This window comes from Mucilaginibacter lappiensis, assembly GCF_050433765.1.
Classification (GTDB): domain Bacteria; phylum Bacteroidota; class Bacteroidia; order Sphingobacteriales; family Sphingobacteriaceae; genus Mucilaginibacter; species Mucilaginibacter lappiensis_A.
The window spans coordinates 1,009,787-1,026,770 of record NZ_JBNPWP010000002.1; the positions used below are offsets into that span (position 1 = coordinate 1,009,787).

Below are 16,984 nucleotides of genomic sequence, written 5' to 3' on the forward strand. Positions count from 1 at the left end.
TATTATACAGATTCATAGGAGCCAATTTATCCAATTGGCACTATGATATTTAATCACCCCAAAAGGGTGATTTTTTTTATTTTATTTAACCTTATTTTGAGGTTAAATTGCAGTAATACTGCAAACTATTTAAACTGAGTGTAATTGAACAAGAATTTCTTATATCGGGTGATCATGTTGGTGTGTGTGGTTTGGTTTTGTTTAATACAAACACACCCGGTTTTTGCGCAAAAATATACGTTTTCGCATTTTGATATTGAAGACGGGCTGATACAATCGCAGGTGAACAAGTTTTCAATGGATAGCGACCATCGCCTTTGGATAGCTACGTTTGGAGGTGCCTGTCGTTTTGATGGGAAGGATTTTTTGGGTTATTCAAGACAAGATGGCTTGCCTAATAATTTTGTGGGCACCGTTTTTTCTGATAAAACCGGCCATACCTGGTTTGGAACACTTGATGGGCTGGCCATGCTTTATAATGGCAAAATTAAAAACTATAAGCCTGCAATATCCCTAAAACGCAATGTAGTTACCAGTATAACCCAGGATGGCGCCGGCACAGTTTGGGTTATAATGGGTTACAGGTTGTTTAAAATTACCGGCGATAAAATGCAACCTGCCATATTAAGTGATAGCGATAAAGTAACCGCTGTTGCTGTAGATAGCTCAGGTAAACTTTATGCGGCGGTTTATCAAAAAGGGATATATAATTTAAGTGGTAATAAATGGGTTTACTCAACCCCGTTTAATGCAAAGTATGGATCTGTACAGGTAAAGGAAATTTTGTTTGACAGGTTTGATAAACAAAAAATATACATCTTAACCTGGAACGGTTTGTATTATATCAGCAATAATCAGATTATGCCTTATGCCGTTAAACAAATGGCAACCGTAAAAGAGCAATTACTTAGCATTGCGCAAGATGCTTTTGGTGATTTATGGATAGGTACAGATAATGGCGCCTATTGTATTGTTGACGATGATATAATTCATTACAACTCATCAAACGGGCTTACCGATAACTCTATAGCTGATATTTATAACGATGCTGATAATAATTTATGGTTGGGTAGCCTGGGTAATGGAGTGTATCGTTGTGAGGGTAACAAGTATGTAACTTTTGACGGTTCGCAGGGATTGCCCGATTCAAAAATAGTAATGGCCCTTACCCTGGACTGGGACAACCATATTTTGCTGGGTGCTGATGGCGGCGGGTTAATAAGGTATGATGGTAAAAAATTAACCAATATACCTACACCTAAAGCGCCTAAAGCTTTAAAGGGGATACAATGCTTATATACTGATAAAAATAAAATTACCTGGATAGGTACTTCCCAATCGGGATTATGGCAGTATGATGAAAAAGGTTTCAGGCAGGTAAAAGGAAGCGATGAAATAAGCTATAATTGTATAACAGCCGATAGCAGCGGAATTATTTGGCTGGCTACTTCAATGGGTTGCTATTATTACGAGAATGGTTTGCTGAAACAACTGGAGGGCGTATCTTCATTTTCATCATCGCTGGTAGTAACCGGGCGCGATTCGTTATTTATCGGTACACAAAATGGGATTGTATTGTCATTAAATAAAAAGGTAGTGAACACCTTTAATCAAAATTTGCTTAAAAACTGTGCCATTCTTTCCATGATCAAATATCATGATATCATGCTGATTGGTACTGATGACCGGGGCCTGTTCGCCTGGGACATGAAAAGCGGACATTTAAAAAACTATACGGTAAATGACGGCCTTAAGGCCAATGCTATATATAGTTTAATAGCTGATGAGTTTGGTAAAATTTGGATAGGGACAGGCAGAGGGGTTAACCGTATGCAGTTTAACGCCGATTCAAAGCGGTTTATGGTGATTGATAATACAGGCTCAAAAGAACCCATATTTGAAACCAACCAAAACGCTATACTTTACAAAGACCATCAAATATGGGTAGGCACCACTAAAGCGGTTATGGTTTACAACACCCGGGTAAAAATGAAACCATCGCCGCCGCCGCACATTCTTATTGAGAGTGTAAAGCTAATGCCAAAGATAGGCAGTAACAGGGATACTAATTATGTATATTTAAGTGATGGAGCCCGGTTAAATTATAATCAAAACCACCTGGCCATTTCTTTTTTAGGTATTTATTTAAAAAATCCCGATGGGGTATCGTACCGCTATAAGCTGGTTGGTCTTGATAGTACATTTTGTTCGCCGGTAAAAAACAATATTGTTGAATATCCATCATTACCGCCTGGCAAATATACCTTTAAGGTTAAGTCTATTAGCCCTGATGGTAAGGTATCGGCAGGTACGGCTAATTTTAGCTTTGAAATTGTACCACCGTTTTACAGAACCCTTACTTTCCGGATATCGGCAGTAGTGTTTTTTGTTTTGATAGGATTTGGATTGCAAAATATCTGGCACCATGGTAAAATACAGCGTCAGCAGGTAATTGAGGCCATGAAACGCGAAGAGAAAATAAAAATAAGGCAGCAAACGGCCGAAGATTTTCATGACGACCTGGGCAATAAGCTTACCCGGATAGCCATACTCTCAGAGATATTGAACGCTAAAATTGACCCTAATAAAATAGATCAGCGCGGCCTTGTTGATCAAATTAAACAAAACGCCGCCGCCCTGTACAACGGAACCAAGGATATTTTGTGGGCGCTTGACCCCAAAAGCGATAATTTATATGAAACTTTAGTACATATTAAAGAAATTGGTATTGAGCTTTTTCAGGATGTGCCGGCAGATTTTAAGTTTGAAGGCATAGATGAAAGTTTACATCAAATTAAATTGCCCATGGAATATAGCCGTAATATTACCATGATATTTAAGGAATCGTTGAATAATGTACTTAAACATGCCGAAGCCAATCATGTTATATTACAGTGGATGTATATTGATAAAAATGAAGTGAGGCTGCGCCTTATTGATGATGGTAAGGGCTTTAAATGCGAAAACATTACAAAAGGTCATGGCATGCATAACATAAAAGCCAGGGCCAAACGTATTAATGCCGAACTGCTTATTGTTTCGGAAGAGGGCAGGGGAACATCAGTTGAATTGAAGTTCAGGAAAAACGTTGCTGCTTAATTATAAACCTATATGAACCGTAATATTAAAATAACCATTATTGAGGATGATGAAACTATAAGAAATGGTTATGCCTACTTAATTGGTGCAACAGAAGGGTATGAGGTGGTAAGCACTTATTGCTCGTATGATGAAGCTGTTAAAAAAATAGTATCAGATCATCCCGATGTTATACTGCTGGATATTGAACTGCCGGGTACTAATGGGGTGGATGCCATCCCCAAATTAAAAAAGCTGCTGCCGCAATGCTTTGTATTGATCTTAACGGTTTATGAATCAGAAAAGTTAATATTCAATGCGCTGGCCAACGGCGCATCGGGCTATCTTACCAAAAATACCCCCTCAACCAAAATAATTGAGTCAATTAAGGAAGTAAAAGAGGGCGGTGGTCCCATGAGCATTAATATTGCCAAGCTGGTTATACGTTCGTTCCAAAAAAATCAGGAGTCGCCATTATCCAAACGCGAAACCCAGATACTTGAGCTTATTGGCGATGGCAAAAGCCGCAGTCAAATTGCCAAAGAATTATTTATTGATCTGGAAACCGTGCGCAGCCATATCAAAAATATATATATTAAACTTGATGTTAACTCCCGTGCCGATGCTATTAAAATGGCCAAGCAAAATAAGCTGATCTGATTAGTGGGGTTGTTTAGTTAATTGATATACAGTAGCTTTGTTTATGTGTTTATTAATAAAAATATTAAGATCGTAATTTTACATTATGGAATTTAAGTATTTTTCACCATCTGACATCTTAAAGCCTTACATAAAGCACTACTATATCTTTGAATCTGATTCAGACGCCGGATTCGAGGATACCGTATTTCCAAGTGGCAATATGGAAGTGATCTTTAATCTTGGTGAGGGTATATGGGAATCGTCAGTTGAAAATAAATTCTTCAAGACTCCTCAAATAGAATTATGGGGCCAGATCACAAAACCGTTGGCCATAAGATCGAAGGGCAGGCATACCATGCTTGGCATTAAATTTTTTACACACTCGCTGGCATATTTTTTTAATGATGAAATAGGGCTGTTTAACGATCATATCTCCGACCTGTATGATATAATAGGTAGCCCGGCAAAGGTTTTGCATGCGCAGCTTTTGGAAACAAAAGACCAGGATAAAAGAATAGAGCTTATAGAAACTTTCTTACTAAAAAGATTAATAGGCAATCAAAAAAAATCTTTCAGGATTGATAAGGTTGCCCATATTTTAACGAGTATAAAAAAGAACCCGGCCGAAAATAACCTTGGTAATATTGCATCACGGCATGGCATTACCCCCCGTTACCTGCACAAATTAATTTATCAGCATACCGGCCTCTCGCCAACATCATTCAATAAAATAAACCGGTTTCAGTTTAGCCTTAAGCTTATTGCTAAAAATGATCAGCCTTTCACTTCTATCGCGTATGACTGCGGTTATTTTGACCAATCACATTTTATAAGGGATTTTAAATCATTTACCGGCGTTACTCCTTCTGCATATCTGGAAAACATATCCCCTGTTAACCAGCTCTTATTTCAATAATTTCAAAACTGTTCCGGTTTATACAATTTTAAGGTTTACTGCTACAATACCTTTGATAAAAATAATTATCAAACAAAGTAAACTTTTATTGTATGAGCACTTTTGAAACATTTTCACAGCTACATCAAAATTCAACTCCTTTTGTGTTAGGAAATATCTGGGATGTGCACAGCGCAAAGATATTTGAAGCCAATGGCTATAAAGCAATCGGCGTATCCAGCCAGGCACTATCAAATTCATTGGGTTATGAGGATGGGGAAAACCTCCCGTTTGAAATCCTGCTTCAATTAGCTAAAAGGGTAGTTGATGTAGTGCGGATACCTTTTTCTGTTGATATGGAAGGAGGGTATAGCCGCAGCATTAACGGCATTATTGAAAATATAAACAAACTGCATGATGCCGGCGTGGTTGGAATAAACCTGGAAGATACCATTGCAGGTGCTACGCGCCAGTTACAACCTGTCGCTGAATTTCAAAAAATCCTTTCGGCAGTTGCAGCACACATCAGCCGAAATAATTTGCAACTATTTTTAAATGTCAGGACCGACGGATTCCTTTTGGGTATGCCAACGGCGCTTGATGAAACACTTACCCGCATTAAAAGCTACGAAAACGCAGGCGCCAACGGGATTTTTGTTCCTTGTATCACCAACGGGAATGACATTAAAGCTGTAGTTAAAGCCGCCAGCCTTCCTATTAACGTAATGTGTATGCCTAACCTGCCAAATTTTGACGAGCTGGGATCGCTGGGTGTAAAAAGGATTAGTATGGGGCCGTTTCTTTTTAACAAGGTTTATGATAACGCCGGGAAACTTGCCAAGGCAATTAATGACCAGAAAAACTTCTCGGCTATCCTTTCCTGATTTTTAAATATCAAATAAAATTATTCACAAATAAAAACTCAAAAAAATGAACCTACCCAAAAGAGCCGAAGATGCTCATGCAACACTTGCAGCCGCCTATAACACCGGTGATGTAGCCACAGTAATGAACATGTATGATGTTACAGGCATTATTGTACCAGAACCCGGAAAACCAGTATCAGGCAAAGAACAATTTGAAGAAGCGATAAAAGCCATTTTATCCATTAAAGGAAAAATGGAAATTAAAACCGTTTATTGTCTTCAAACAGGAAACATTGCCGTGGGACGGTCGGAATGGAATATTACAGATGGTAATGAAGTTAAGATAAGCGCCAAAGGTATTGAAGTAATGAAACAACAAGCCGACGGTACCTGGAAAATTGTTATAGATCAGGCATTTGGCGCCGAAGCTAATCTTGTGGCATAGTATCGGATGTATTCCCGCTGATGCAACTTTATGCTTATAACTATGTAGCTTTGTAAAACCAATTGTAAACTATTGTTTATGATATAACAGGCAATAATAAATAAATCCCCCTATTTGGGGGATACACTGCCTGATTAGCTAAGCTATCTTTGATACGTGCAATAGTTTTTACTGACCGGCTATTGCATCCCACACTAAATATCACCCTGATAATCACGCTATGATATTGGGCTGATTTCCTAAAAAATCTTTGTAAGACTTATTTATAACATGAAATTGAAATATATCCCTGTTTTTGCAGAGGACGCTGACGCGCAAATAGATTTTTATACACAAAAACTGGGCTTTAACGCCATCAGCAATATTTGTTTTATAGAGGGAGAGGGGTGCACTGTACTACAAGCTGATAATTTGGATGTTGCACTGGTTGTTGCCGGTGGCAACAGTAACAACACTTTTAAAAGCTGTATCATATTAAATACCGAGGACTGCCTGAAAGATTATCATTTATATAAAACTGCTGGTGTGTTTTTTTATGCAGCCCCGCGGTACCTGCCTACAGGCCTGGCAGCCGAGTTTTTAGATCCGGGAGGTAACCGGTTTATTTTATTGGAGGAAAGAAATTATACAGAAATATAAATTTTTATATGATGGATTATTCAAAAACATTACGGAACAATAATAAGATATACAGCCGTACCAGCAGCCAAAGGCAAAATCAGCAATATAGTTCTGATTTTAGTTTGAGGTTTGTTTTTACCGGGAATGAACGTTATGACATTGGCAGGCGGCATTTATCAATATATCCCGATTCTTTTTTGATATTGAACAGGGGTACACAATACTCAACCGATACAGATTCAAGTGTGCCGGTACAATCATTCAGCATCAACTTTGATCAGCAATTTTTGGAGGACTTTAAGGAATACTGGGCTTTTACGGATAACCGGCTGGTAAACAGAAACGGGTATAAAACAAAGCAGCAACAGGAATTTGATGAAACTATTTATCCGTTTAGTGGCGATATCATGTACAACGTATATCACCTTAAACAATACCTGGATAATGGCATGCATGATGAGCTCCTGATAAACGAGTATTTAACCCACTGCCTCATTAACTATTTCACTATTTATAACGAGGAAATACTGAATAAGGCAGAAAAACTTCATTTTTTAAACCCAAGTACAAAAATTGAAATTTTGCGCAGGCTTAACCTGGCTAAAGAATATCTGTACAGTAATTATAACCAAAATATAAGCCTCGAAGACCTGGCAGAATATTCATGCCTTTCGGTTAATCACCTTTTGCGCACATTTAAACAGGCATTTAATTTAACGCCACACCAGTTTTTAATACAATTGCGTTTAAAAAGAGCCCAGCTATTGTTAAAAAGTACCACATATCCAATTAACGAGGTAGTGAATCTTATTGGTTTTGAATGCCCCAGTTCTTTTATCAGGCTGTTTAAAACCCATTATAAAATTACGCCTTTAAAATACCGGCAAATAGCCTGAGCGGCTATTTGCTTTATAGATAAAATAATAATATAATTATTATAATAAGCTTGCCTATAAATCCCGCCTCATTAATGTGCGAAAACTATCAAAATGGTGATTCTCGCACATCCTGCAATAAATTCATTTGCTACTATTGTGTTTGTATTAGTCATATAGTCTGTCACTATACTTATTATATAATTAACTATTAAACACTTATTCTATGATAATAGCACCTGCGTAAATTTAATATTCATTGTATTATTGTGCCTGATGCTACGTAAATACCCCACAACGTGGTATTTTTCAATTGTATCCTATCAATTGGCACTCATCATAAACCTTATTAAATCTTCTTTAACTCGTTAGTTCAACACGCCTAAAAAAGTATTCATTTAAGATATCAAGTTACCCCGCTTGTTCTTTAAGTTATAGTTAAAGAAATATTTTTTCAGAGTGAAAGGAACTTTTATATAGGGGCCTTAAATTCTTCAACTATCTATAAATCAAAAAAATAATAAATATGAAAAATGGACAAATAGAACCGGATACTTAACTTTTTTCGGTTAATAAACTTTTATTCAAAGTTAAAACGTGAAAAAATCTAAAAATTATATCTAATAACAAATAAAAAAAGCATGAAGCACAAATTACTTAAAATTTTCATGGTTTGTTTTTTCTGCTGCGCGGCTTCAATGGCCTTTGCACAAAATCAAACCGTAACCGGTACAGTTACTTCGCAGGATGAGGGTTTACCTATCCCTGGAGTAACGGTAAAAATCAAAGGGTCCAGTCAGGGGACACAAACCGGTACCGATGGTAAATACACCGTGAATGTGGCAAATGGCACAACGCTGGTCTTTTCATTTATCGGGTATGCAACTCAGGAAGTTGTTGTTACCAAAAACATCATGAATGTCGTACTAATCTTAAGCAGTAAACAATTAGGCGAAATTGTGGTAACTGGTTTGGGTATAAGCAAAGCCAAAAAAACTTTAGGTTATGCACAAACTACAGTTAAAAATGAGGATATAAACAGATCTGCACCTAATAACCCTTTTGGAGCTTTACAAGGTAAAGTAGCAGGTGTAAACATATCAAACGTAGGTGGTAGTGCCGGTGGTTCAACTAAAATAATCTTACGTGGTTATACTTCATTAACAGGTACCAACCAACCTTTATTTATTATAGACGGTGTGCCGTTGGATAACTCACGCAGAGGATCAGATGACAACTTTGACTTTGGTAACAACGCAAATGATATTGATCCAAACCAGATTGATAACATATCAATTCTTAAGGGCTCGGCTGCAACCGCTATTTACGGTTCCCGCGGTTCAAACGGTGTTATTGTTATTACTACCAAAAAAGGGAAATCAGGTAAACCGGTTGTTGAATTTTCAAGTGCGGCAACCATGACTGATCTTGCCTTCGTTTACAAACCACAGGATGTGTTTGGTCAAGGGTGGGATGGACACTTCGTATTAGGTGAAAATGGAAACTGGGGCCCTAAATATACAGGCTTAACTCAGCCTTGGGGTGCAGTAGTTGATAATACTCAACTATTAAGACCTTTTTCTTTTATACAAAATAACGTAAGAGACGCATTTGATCGTGGCATTGATTTAAATAATAATATTTCAATAAGCGGTGGTACAGATGCTACTACCTATTTGTTTTCATACAATAATATCTATTCGAATGGTATCCTGCCTGGTCCGGCAGATAAATTTAAAAGGAATAACTTCACTTTAAAAGGATCAACCACATATAAAAACTTTTCTATCGATGCCTCTCTTAACTATGTTGGTAAAAATGGAAATTTCGTAGCAACCGGTCAGGGGCCAACAGGTATAGCTTCTACATTTTATGAAAACATCCTGCAAATTCCGGGCTCTGTGCCTATTAAGGATTTAAGGGATTATAAAAACCAATACTTTAACATAGACAATTATTATACTCCTTTTGCCGTAAACCCATTCTACAGCTTAAATGAAAATGGCAGCCATAGCAAAAACGATCGTTTTTATGGCAACGTTAACATGAACTATAAAGTTACAGACTGGTTAACACTTAACTTTCAACAGGGTGCAGATGTTTCCAACATGGGAAACAAAATATGGTTTAACTCAAACTACCCAACTCCTGGTAGCTGGGTAGGTGGTGCCAATACAGAAAGTGCTGTGAGAAAACCTGACGTAGGTAGTGTTGAAGAAGATAATTTCCAGAACTTTGAGTATGATAGTAAATTACAGGCGCTGTTTAATAAAAAGTTCTCTAATTTTGAGATCAATGGTTTATTAGGTGCAAACTACAATGATCGTGGTTCACGTTCACATATAAGCAGAATTGAAGGCTTAGCTATTCCAGACTTTTTTAACTTGTCAAATAGTTCAAATCAACCTTTTGCTTCCGAAGAGGAAATACATCGTCGTTTGTTAGCTTTTTATGGTCAGGCTACAATTGGTTATAAAGATTATCTGTATTTAACAGTAACCGGTCGTAATGATATTACATCAACTTTAGCAACAGGTAACAACAGTTATTTTTATCCTGCTGCAAACTTGTCATACGTATTATCACAGGCACTGGGAATTAATAGTAGTAAAGTAACTTACATTAAATTAAGAGGTAGCTATGGTGAAACAGGTAGTGATACCGATCCGTATAGCACGCTTAATGTGTTAAACGCTACCAGTGTACCTCTTGGTTTTGGTAATCTGACATTTCCTTTTCAGGGTGTTCCGGGCTTTAGTGTAGCAAATACGCTTTATACTTCAGGTTTAAAGCCAGAACGTGTTAAGGAATATGAAGTTGGTGGTGAGTTTAGGTTCCTGGATGATCGCATCGGTTTAGACCTTACCTTTTACCATAAAGTTCGTCAGGATCAGATCTTGAATGTACCAATTGCTCCATCTACTGGTTATGCAAGCCAACTAATAAATTTTGGAAAGGTTAAAGAAACAGGGATTGAGGTTGCATTTAATGCTACCCCGGTAAAAAGCTCGTTAGTGAAATGGGACTTTACTTATACATTCTCTCGTAACAGGAGTACCGTAGTATCATTGCCTCCGGGATTAGAAAAAGTTATACTTGGACAGGATGGTTACGGTGGCCAGTTTGTTGCCGTGGCAGGACAACCGCTTGGCTTATTGCAGGCACCAGTTCCGGCATATGACCCTCAGGGCCACATCATAGTTGATGGCGGGGGATATCCGGTTGCTGCTGCAGCAAATGGTACCTATGGCAATTTTCAGCATGATTTTGTAATGGGTTTTACCAATAGCGTGCGTGTAAAGGACTTTACGTTAGGCTTTACCTTAGAGTGGGATAAAGGCGGTAAATTTTATTCAGGAACTGCTGATTTGTTTAATTTTGTGGGTGCCGATCCTAAAACGCTTTACAATGACCGTAATCCTTTTGTTGTTCCAAATTCGGTTCAACGGGTTATCGATGCAAGCGGTGCTGTTATAGGTTATACCGAAAACAACACTCCTATAAGTGAGGCTAATAATGATGATTACTACTATACCACTTCGAACAAAGCGCTGGCCTGGTCAAGGGATATATTAGACAGAAGCTTCATGAAATTAAGAGAGGTTACTTTAAATTACAATTTGCCAAAATCATTTATCAGTAAAATAGGTGCTTCAAAAGCGTCTGTTGGAATTTATGGCAGAAACTTAATTACATGGCTACCTGCCGGTAACCGCGTTGTGGATCCAGAAGTTTCAAATTATGGAACTGACCTGGCGAGTGAATACGGGGAGTTCAGGACTGCTCCACCATTAAGGTACTATGGTGCTTCACTAAAAGTTACATTTTAATTATTTGCATCATGAAAAATAAAAACATAAGAGTTAAAACAATATTCATACTTGCAGCTACTTGTTTATCATTTGGTTGCAAAAAAATCACCGATATAAACATTAGCCCTAATGACCCGGCTGTTGAAAAGGGTACTGTGCAGGTTTTATTTCCATCGGGTGTTGTGTCAACAGCCGGTAGTGTTGGTGGCGAACTTGACATCATTGGTGGTATATGGTCACAATACTGGACCCAATCTCCAATTGCCAATCAGTTTAAAACCATTGATGCCTACAACCTTCAAAGGCAGGATTTTAATAGGGGCTACAACGAATTATTTTCAGGAGCTTTAGCCGATTATCAATTGGCGATTACTAAAGCAAAGGCTGCTAAGCAATTTAACTTTGTATTAATGTGTACAGTCATGAAAGCTTACAGCTATGAAGTTTTGGTTGATTTATATGATAAGGTTCCTTATACCGAAGCTTTTCAGGGATCTGCAAACCTGAACCCGAAGTTTGATGACGGATTTACCATTTACAAAGGTTTAATAGCTGAAATTGACGCAGCTTTAGCAGCAGATTATAGCGCTCCGTTAACTGCTCCTGATTCAAAAGTTGATTTCCTGTTTGGTGGTGATGGCGTAAGCGTACCTGATGATCAAATGGATAAATGGCGTCAGTTTGCTAATACATTAAAACTAAAAATGTATTTACGTATGGTTAATACACACGCTGCTGAGGCCCAGGCTGGTGTAAGGGCGCTATATACGGCTAATGCAGATTTTCTTGATGTTGATGCTGGTTTAAAGATTTTTAAGGATGGTACAGATCAAAGAAACCCGCTTTACGCTTACACCGTATTTAATTTGGGTGGTAATGACTTACGGGCCAGCAATACATTTGTAAGCTGGTTGGTTGCCAACAATGACCCTCGTACAGCTATTTATTTCGGTACAGCAAACCCAACACCTATGGATCAGGGTTTTGGCTCAGCAACACAGGCTGAACATCCAAGTTATTATACTTCGACTGCTCCGAATTTAAAATCAGCAGATCCTGTTTATTTTATAACTAAAGCAGAGTCGCACTTTTTGCAGGCAGAAGCCGCCCTCCGTTATGGAGTTGGTAATGCAGCAACTGAGTTTGATGCTGGTGTTACAGCTGCTTTTGCTCAGTATAGCTTAACCGCACCTAATACTTTAACGTACAAGTATCCTAACAGCCCAAGTCTGCAAGCTAATTTGAGAGCCATTATTTATCAAAAATGGGCTTCATTCCCCAACTCTCATGCTTTAGAAGGGTTCTTTGATCAGCAGCGTACCGGTTATCCGGAATTAAGCCCTGTTTATTCTACTGACCCCGATTATACGACAAAATATCCAGGTCAATGGGTGTATCCAAAAAACGGTGTAACTGGAGGCCGGTTCCCAAAACGCTTAGTTTTCCCTGATTCTGAACGCAGCAGGAATTCTAATACGCCACCAGAGGTGCCAATTACTACACCAGTATGGTGGGGACAACCAAATAAATAAATAACCTTAAGCAGATAGAAAATGAAAAAATATATAAATTATTTGGTGATGTTAACAGTATCAAGCTTATTGTTAACGGCCTGTAGTAAGGACAACTTTAAATATAAAGATGGATATGTAGGTAGTTCTAAAATTACTACTTATCCAGAAATTACGGTTAAGGGCGAAGATTATATGATTGTTGCAAAAGGAGGATCTTTTACTGATCCCGGTGCTACAGCAAAAGCAGGTACGGCAGATGTAAAGGTAGTCTCAAATACAATTAGTACAGCAGCGGCAGGTGTGTATACTATCACTTACACTGCAACTAATGTTGATGGATTTTCGGCAAGCGCAATCAGGCATGTTATTGTTTATTCAACTGAAGCCAGTGCACAAGCTAATGATTTCTCCGGAAGTTATGCCAGAGATATAAATGGCTCACTTGCAGTATGGACAAAATTGGTTGCTGGTGTGTATTCCGTGTTTAATCCGGGCGGCGCTCCTGGTACAGATCTTACCGTAATTGTATTTAACAACACAGGGAATAAAATATTTATTCCAGAACAAGATGCCAGCGATGGAAGCCCAACAAGTTCTGCATCAGAAGCATCTACACCAGGGCCTGGTGGTACGTTAAGCGGGTATTCTATGAAGATTGTGAATCCTGGATACGGAACGTCTGTAAGAAACTTTGTTAAACAATAAATTTACCAGAAATGAAAAAAATAAATATAATAGTATATACGCTACTTGCATTTTTGGTAGCAGTATCATTCACGTCCTGCCAAAAGGATGAAAAAATAGGAGGAACGGCTGTTCAGGATATTTCCGGAGAGTTTTGGGTGCAGGTTGATGATGGAACCGGTAAAACTGCCGATTATTCCAAAATATCAATTTATAACGTAGCCTCTAACAAGCCTGATAGTGCCTGGATAGATGATAGTCAAAGTTATTATGGTTTAAAGGCTAAAATTCATGCTGATGTAGCCAATAAAACTTTTTCGGTAGCTAACGCTGACGAGTTATATTTTGGAGTAAAGGTTACAATAACTGATGGAAAAATCATAAAAGGTGCGGCCACCGCGCCTGGAAGTAAATTGAAAACCGATTCAATATATTTTAAAGCCCAGTATAGCGACTCTCCAGGTGTAACATTTACCTATAGTGGATATGCCAGAACCCGCTTTGATTCGGATGATCATTAATAATTAATAATCATAATGTATAGCCCGGAGCATGTAAAATGCTCCGGGTTTTTTATGTGATATTTTTATTATGCAGGTTTTTAACAATTAGACTAATATAAATACATCATATTATGGGTAATTATGGGTGATTTTCACATATCATGTTTTTAATTTACATACTATGTTTGTAAGAACCAGATAGTTTTTTGTTAAGGATATTTGGTCAGTTAATAGTTAATTAAAAAAGTCAGTAACGCGAGGTCACTGACTTTTTTTGTGGAAATTAATGAGGTAAAGGCCCGGATAGCTGCTTGAAAAATATGCGAAAATAACTTTTTTGTATTCACCTGTAACGTTTTGCAGTTTCATACAGTCTTAGTACTACATATCACTCAACATGAAAACATTTACTTTATTAGCGGTTACCGGCGGGCTATTTTTTACCTCCCTTTGCTTAAATAGCAAAGATGTAAAAAGTACAAAAGATGTAAAAAGTACAAAGGTGTGTTTAAAAAACGATGCAGGGCACAGCATTAAAAAGAACTGTAATAATGCTAAAAAAGCAAAAACCGGCAGTACACATATCAGCAAACGTACAGTTAGTGCCCATAGTTAACTGACTTACATTTTTATAGCAGATCACTGTAAAATATTATCGGTAACTTTTGCTATATCGTAACTGATCTTATTAATAAATCCCAGCTGTTCTTTCAGCAAATTATCCTCTGCCGATGGTTCAGCTTTTTCTGTATCAATATTGATAATGGATTTGCCTATGTTAAATTCAATATTCTCTCCATGAAGTTTTTTGTTGATTTCATTTAATACTGAGATACTTTTCTTAACCAGCTTTAACGCTTCAGGATGGAGTTGCTGCGTTTCTTTTTTAATCAATCCTGAAGCTATATTAGCTATATACGACGACAGGATATGATTAAGCACCACAAACTTGTGCACTTCTTTTATTTTGCGCTGCTTGCTTTTGGGTTCAGATGTCATTCGTTCAAATGTAGCCGATAAGTTAGCCGATTTTACGTACACCTCTTTCCGGGCCAGTTTGTACCGGGTAGTGTCGGTTGTTTTGCCCGATAAGCTTTCGGCAATGGTTACCAGGTAATTGATGTTGGCAACAATAACATCGCGCAGGGTTTCCTGAATTTGCTCAAACTCCCAGGTTGGGAATATAATATAACTGGCTATAAGTGCTATTGATGAACCTATAAGGGTATCCAGTATGCGTTCCTGAGCCACATTTAACAAGCCGACACCCAAAAATTTGAACAGGATGAGCACGTATGGTGTCATGAAAATTACGCTTACCACATAGTTTAACCGCTGAAAACTATAGGCGCCTATCATGAATACCATTAAAAAAATAAACTGGGCAGTTGTATTTGGTATAAAGCTTAATATCATTATACCAATGGCCCCGCCGCCAATAGTGCCAATAAGCCTTTGGTAATTGCGTTGTTTCGAAAGGCTGAAACCGGGCTTCAATATTACAATAATAGTTAGCAGTACCCAATAGCTATGGTGCCCCTGTGCCACTGTTTTGGCGGTGATAAAACCTATTAAGCAAACCAGCGATACTCTTAAAGCATGCTTAAAGGCGCTTGAACCTAAAGTTAAGTTATCAAAAAAAATATGCGGTGCATAATCCTGATGGGTCACAAACTGCGAGTATTCCACATCACCACGTACCTCGGTTGATTTGAGAGCCGCTTTGGAATTGTAATAGTTATATATATTGTTAATGCTTTCGCTTAGTGTGCGCAGGTTAATGAGTATTTTTTTTAGTACCAGATGGCTGGTTTCCAGGTTGTTTTTATCAATGTCATCAATTTTTAACTTCAGCTTTTCCAGCTCAACGTTAAAATCTTTCATGTGCCTGTGCCGTGTGTTTGATAACACGATATAAGCTATATCATCCAGCTCATCGGCCATATGGTGCAGTATGCGGGCAATTTCATTCAGGATTCCTGTGCCCTCATATTTTTCGCGTATATGGCTGTAATCATAGTGTGTGGCCATAATCTGTTCGTACATATCAACAAGGTCAACAAAGGTAAGCACCAATAAACGGCTGGCCCCGGTTGATTCCCTGACCAATAGCCTGCTTTTAAACACCATTTCGCGTACGGCATCCTGGTGCTGACTTACCTGTATCTGTTGTGATACCAGCTTGCGATAATTTTCGTCAATGTCTTTTTCGGGTATATAAAAGTCGGCTTTGATCCTTAAAAATTTGGCAATGTCGCTTACGCTCTCGCCAAGCGTTTGTTGCGCCGCCCGGTAAGGTCTTATCCCAAAAAACACCAGACTGAAAATCATGTACCATACACCACCTGCTAAAATGGTAGCGCTGTAAGCAAGCACACCACTGGCTGGCAAGGCCTTATCCATCATAAATATCATGATGAGCAACGATGATGTGCCTACCGATGCCGCCCGGTTGCCATATACCGTGAACATGGAAAAAAGAAACGAAAATGCCGTGATCTCCAGGCCCAGGGTAAAAATATTAAGCCGGGCAAAACCGGTAATGGCAGCCACTACAAAAAGGCATAAATTACCCACCCCCATGGAGTTGCGTTTGTGAGTTACAGGACCGGGGTTATCAATTACGCATATACAAAGCGCACCTAATGACAGGGTAAGCCCCAGATCAAACAGGTTAAACTCCAACAATACCAATGATGGCAGTAGTATACCTGCTGATATACGCAAACCGTCAGAAAAATACTGGCTGTAAAAAAAGCTTTTTATCTCCCTGGTATTAATATTCATCAAAGTAATTATTCGTTTTTATCGGCTGTGAAGCAATCATGAGCAAGTTATAAAATTCTTTTTTTTAGCTATGCTCCCGGTGGTTTCATTATATGTTTTTTTTGAGCCGAAATTGAGTTGCAAATTTACAAAAATTAAATCTTTAAGCCTTATTTTAATAATTATGGCATTAATAACATAATAATCTTATTAATTAATCATTTTTTGCCGAAATTTAATTTTAGATAATTAAATTCACCCCCGGTATTGTGCAATAGCCTGT

At 38.1% G+C, this 16,984-nt stretch carries 13 protein-coding genes; 12 read left to right on the plus strand and 1 reads right to left on the minus strand.

The features are described 5' to 3' along the window. Positions 1–144 precede the first annotated feature (144 nt). The 12 genes from M2273_RS09835 (at position 145) to M2273_RS09890 (ending at position 14,551) form a co-directional block, all read left to right on the plus strand. Positions 145–3,099 (plus strand): two-component regulator propeller domain-containing protein, encoded by a 2,955-nt coding sequence (locus M2273_RS09835; protein ID WP_429396065.1) that lies wholly within the window; start codon positions 145–147, stop codon positions 3,097–3,099. Positions 3,100–3,111: 12 nt separating this feature from the next. Then, positions 3,112–3,738: a response regulator gene (locus M2273_RS09840; RefSeq protein WP_429396068.1), complete on the plus strand. Its 627-nt coding sequence runs from the start codon at positions 3,112–3,114 to the stop codon at positions 3,736–3,738. An 85-nt stretch (positions 3,739–3,823) separates the two neighbouring features. Beyond that, positions 3,824–4,636, plus strand: a complete 813-nt coding sequence (locus tag M2273_RS09845; RefSeq protein WP_429396071.1) for a DUF6597 domain-containing transcriptional factor — start codon at positions 3,824–3,826, stop codon at positions 4,634–4,636. 92 nt (positions 4,637–4,728) lie between these two features. Beyond that, positions 4,729–5,499, plus strand: coding sequence for an isocitrate lyase/PEP mutase family protein (locus M2273_RS09850; RefSeq protein ID WP_429396074.1), 771 nt, complete (start codon positions 4,729–4,731; stop codon positions 5,497–5,499). A 46-nt stretch (positions 5,500–5,545) separates the two neighbouring features. After that, positions 5,546–5,926 (plus strand): YybH family protein, encoded by a 381-nt coding sequence (locus M2273_RS09855; protein ID WP_429396077.1) that lies wholly within the window; start codon positions 5,546–5,548, stop codon positions 5,924–5,926. Between the two features lie 270 nt (positions 5,927–6,196). Next, positions 6,197–6,565: a VOC family protein gene (locus M2273_RS09860; protein WP_429396080.1), complete on the plus strand. Its 369-nt coding sequence runs from the start codon at positions 6,197–6,199 to the stop codon at positions 6,563–6,565. A gap of 8 nt (positions 6,566–6,573) precedes the next feature. Further along, on the plus strand, positions 6,574–7,443 hold the full coding sequence (locus tag M2273_RS09865; RefSeq protein ID WP_429396082.1) for a helix-turn-helix domain-containing protein: 870 nt from the start codon (positions 6,574–6,576) through the stop codon (positions 7,441–7,443). Between the two features lie 620 nt (positions 7,444–8,063). After that, the gene (locus M2273_RS09870) at positions 8,064–11,252 is read left to right on the plus strand and encodes a SusC/RagA family TonB-linked outer membrane protein (protein WP_429396085.1); all 3,189 of its coding nucleotides are present in this window, start codon (positions 8,064–8,066) and stop codon (positions 11,250–11,252) included. Positions 11,253–11,263: 11 nt separating this feature from the next. Next, on the plus strand, positions 11,264–12,766 hold the full coding sequence (locus M2273_RS09875; protein WP_429396088.1) for a SusD/RagB family nutrient-binding outer membrane lipoprotein: 1,503 nt from the start codon (positions 11,264–11,266) through the stop codon (positions 12,764–12,766). Positions 12,767–12,787: 21 nt separating this feature from the next. Further along, a complete protein-coding gene (locus M2273_RS09880) occupies positions 12,788–13,453 on the plus strand; it encodes an immunoglobulin-like domain-containing protein (RefSeq protein WP_429396090.1) in 666 nt (221 codons plus the stop codon). Between the two features lie 11 nt (positions 13,454–13,464). Then, the gene (locus M2273_RS09885; RefSeq protein WP_429396092.1) at positions 13,465–13,953 is read left to right on the plus strand and encodes a lipid-binding protein; all 489 of its coding nucleotides are present in this window, start codon (positions 13,465–13,467) and stop codon (positions 13,951–13,953) included. A 379-nt stretch (positions 13,954–14,332) separates the two neighbouring features. Beyond that, a complete protein-coding gene (locus M2273_RS09890) occupies positions 14,333–14,551 on the plus strand; it encodes a hypothetical protein (protein WP_429396094.1) in 219 nt (72 codons plus the stop codon). Between the two features lie 23 nt (positions 14,552–14,574). Here M2273_RS09890 and M2273_RS09895 read toward each other — a convergent pair whose 3' ends face one another. Beyond that, the gene (locus M2273_RS09895) at positions 14,575–16,722 is read right to left on the minus strand and encodes an FUSC family membrane protein (RefSeq protein ID WP_429396096.1); all 2,148 of its coding nucleotides are present in this window, start codon (positions 16,720–16,722) and stop codon (positions 14,575–14,577) included. Positions 16,723–16,984 lie beyond the last annotated feature (262 nt).

Excerpts from the sequence above, each read along its gene's own strand:
- M2273_RS09865 (WP_429396082.1), top strand. The coding sequence starts at position 6,574 with ATGATGGATTATTCAAAAACATTACGGAACAATAATAAGATATACAGC.
- M2273_RS09870 (WP_429396085.1), top strand. The coding sequence starts at position 8,064 with ATGAAGCACAAATTACTTAAAATTTTCATGGTTTGTTTTTTCTGCTGC.
- M2273_RS09875 (WP_429396088.1), top strand. The coding sequence starts at position 11,264 with ATGAAAAATAAAAACATAAGAGTTAAAACAATATTCATACTTGCAGCT.
- M2273_RS09890 (WP_429396094.1), top strand. The coding sequence starts at position 14,333 with ATGAAAACATTTACTTTATTAGCGGTTACCGGCGGGCTATTTTTTACC.
- M2273_RS09885 (WP_429396092.1), top strand. The coding sequence starts at position 13,465 with ATGAAAAAAATAAATATAATAGTATATACGCTACTTGCATTTTTGGTA.
- M2273_RS09845 (WP_429396071.1), top strand. The coding sequence starts at position 3,824 with ATGGAATTTAAGTATTTTTCACCATCTGACATCTTAAAGCCTTACATA.
- M2273_RS09855 (WP_429396077.1), top strand. The coding sequence starts at position 5,546 with ATGAACCTACCCAAAAGAGCCGAAGATGCTCATGCAACACTTGCAGCC.
- M2273_RS09895 (WP_429396096.1), bottom strand. The coding sequence starts at position 16,722 with ATGAATATTAATACCAGGGAGATAAAAAGCTTTTTTTACAGCCAGTAT.
- M2273_RS09850 (WP_429396074.1), top strand. The coding sequence starts at position 4,729 with ATGAGCACTTTTGAAACATTTTCACAGCTACATCAAAATTCAACTCCT.
- M2273_RS09840 (WP_429396068.1), top strand. The coding sequence starts at position 3,112 with ATGAACCGTAATATTAAAATAACCATTATTGAGGATGATGAAACTATA.
- M2273_RS09860 (WP_429396080.1), top strand. The coding sequence starts at position 6,197 with ATGAAATTGAAATATATCCCTGTTTTTGCAGAGGACGCTGACGCGCAA.
- M2273_RS09880 (WP_429396090.1), top strand. The coding sequence starts at position 12,788 with ATGAAAAAATATATAAATTATTTGGTGATGTTAACAGTATCAAGCTTA.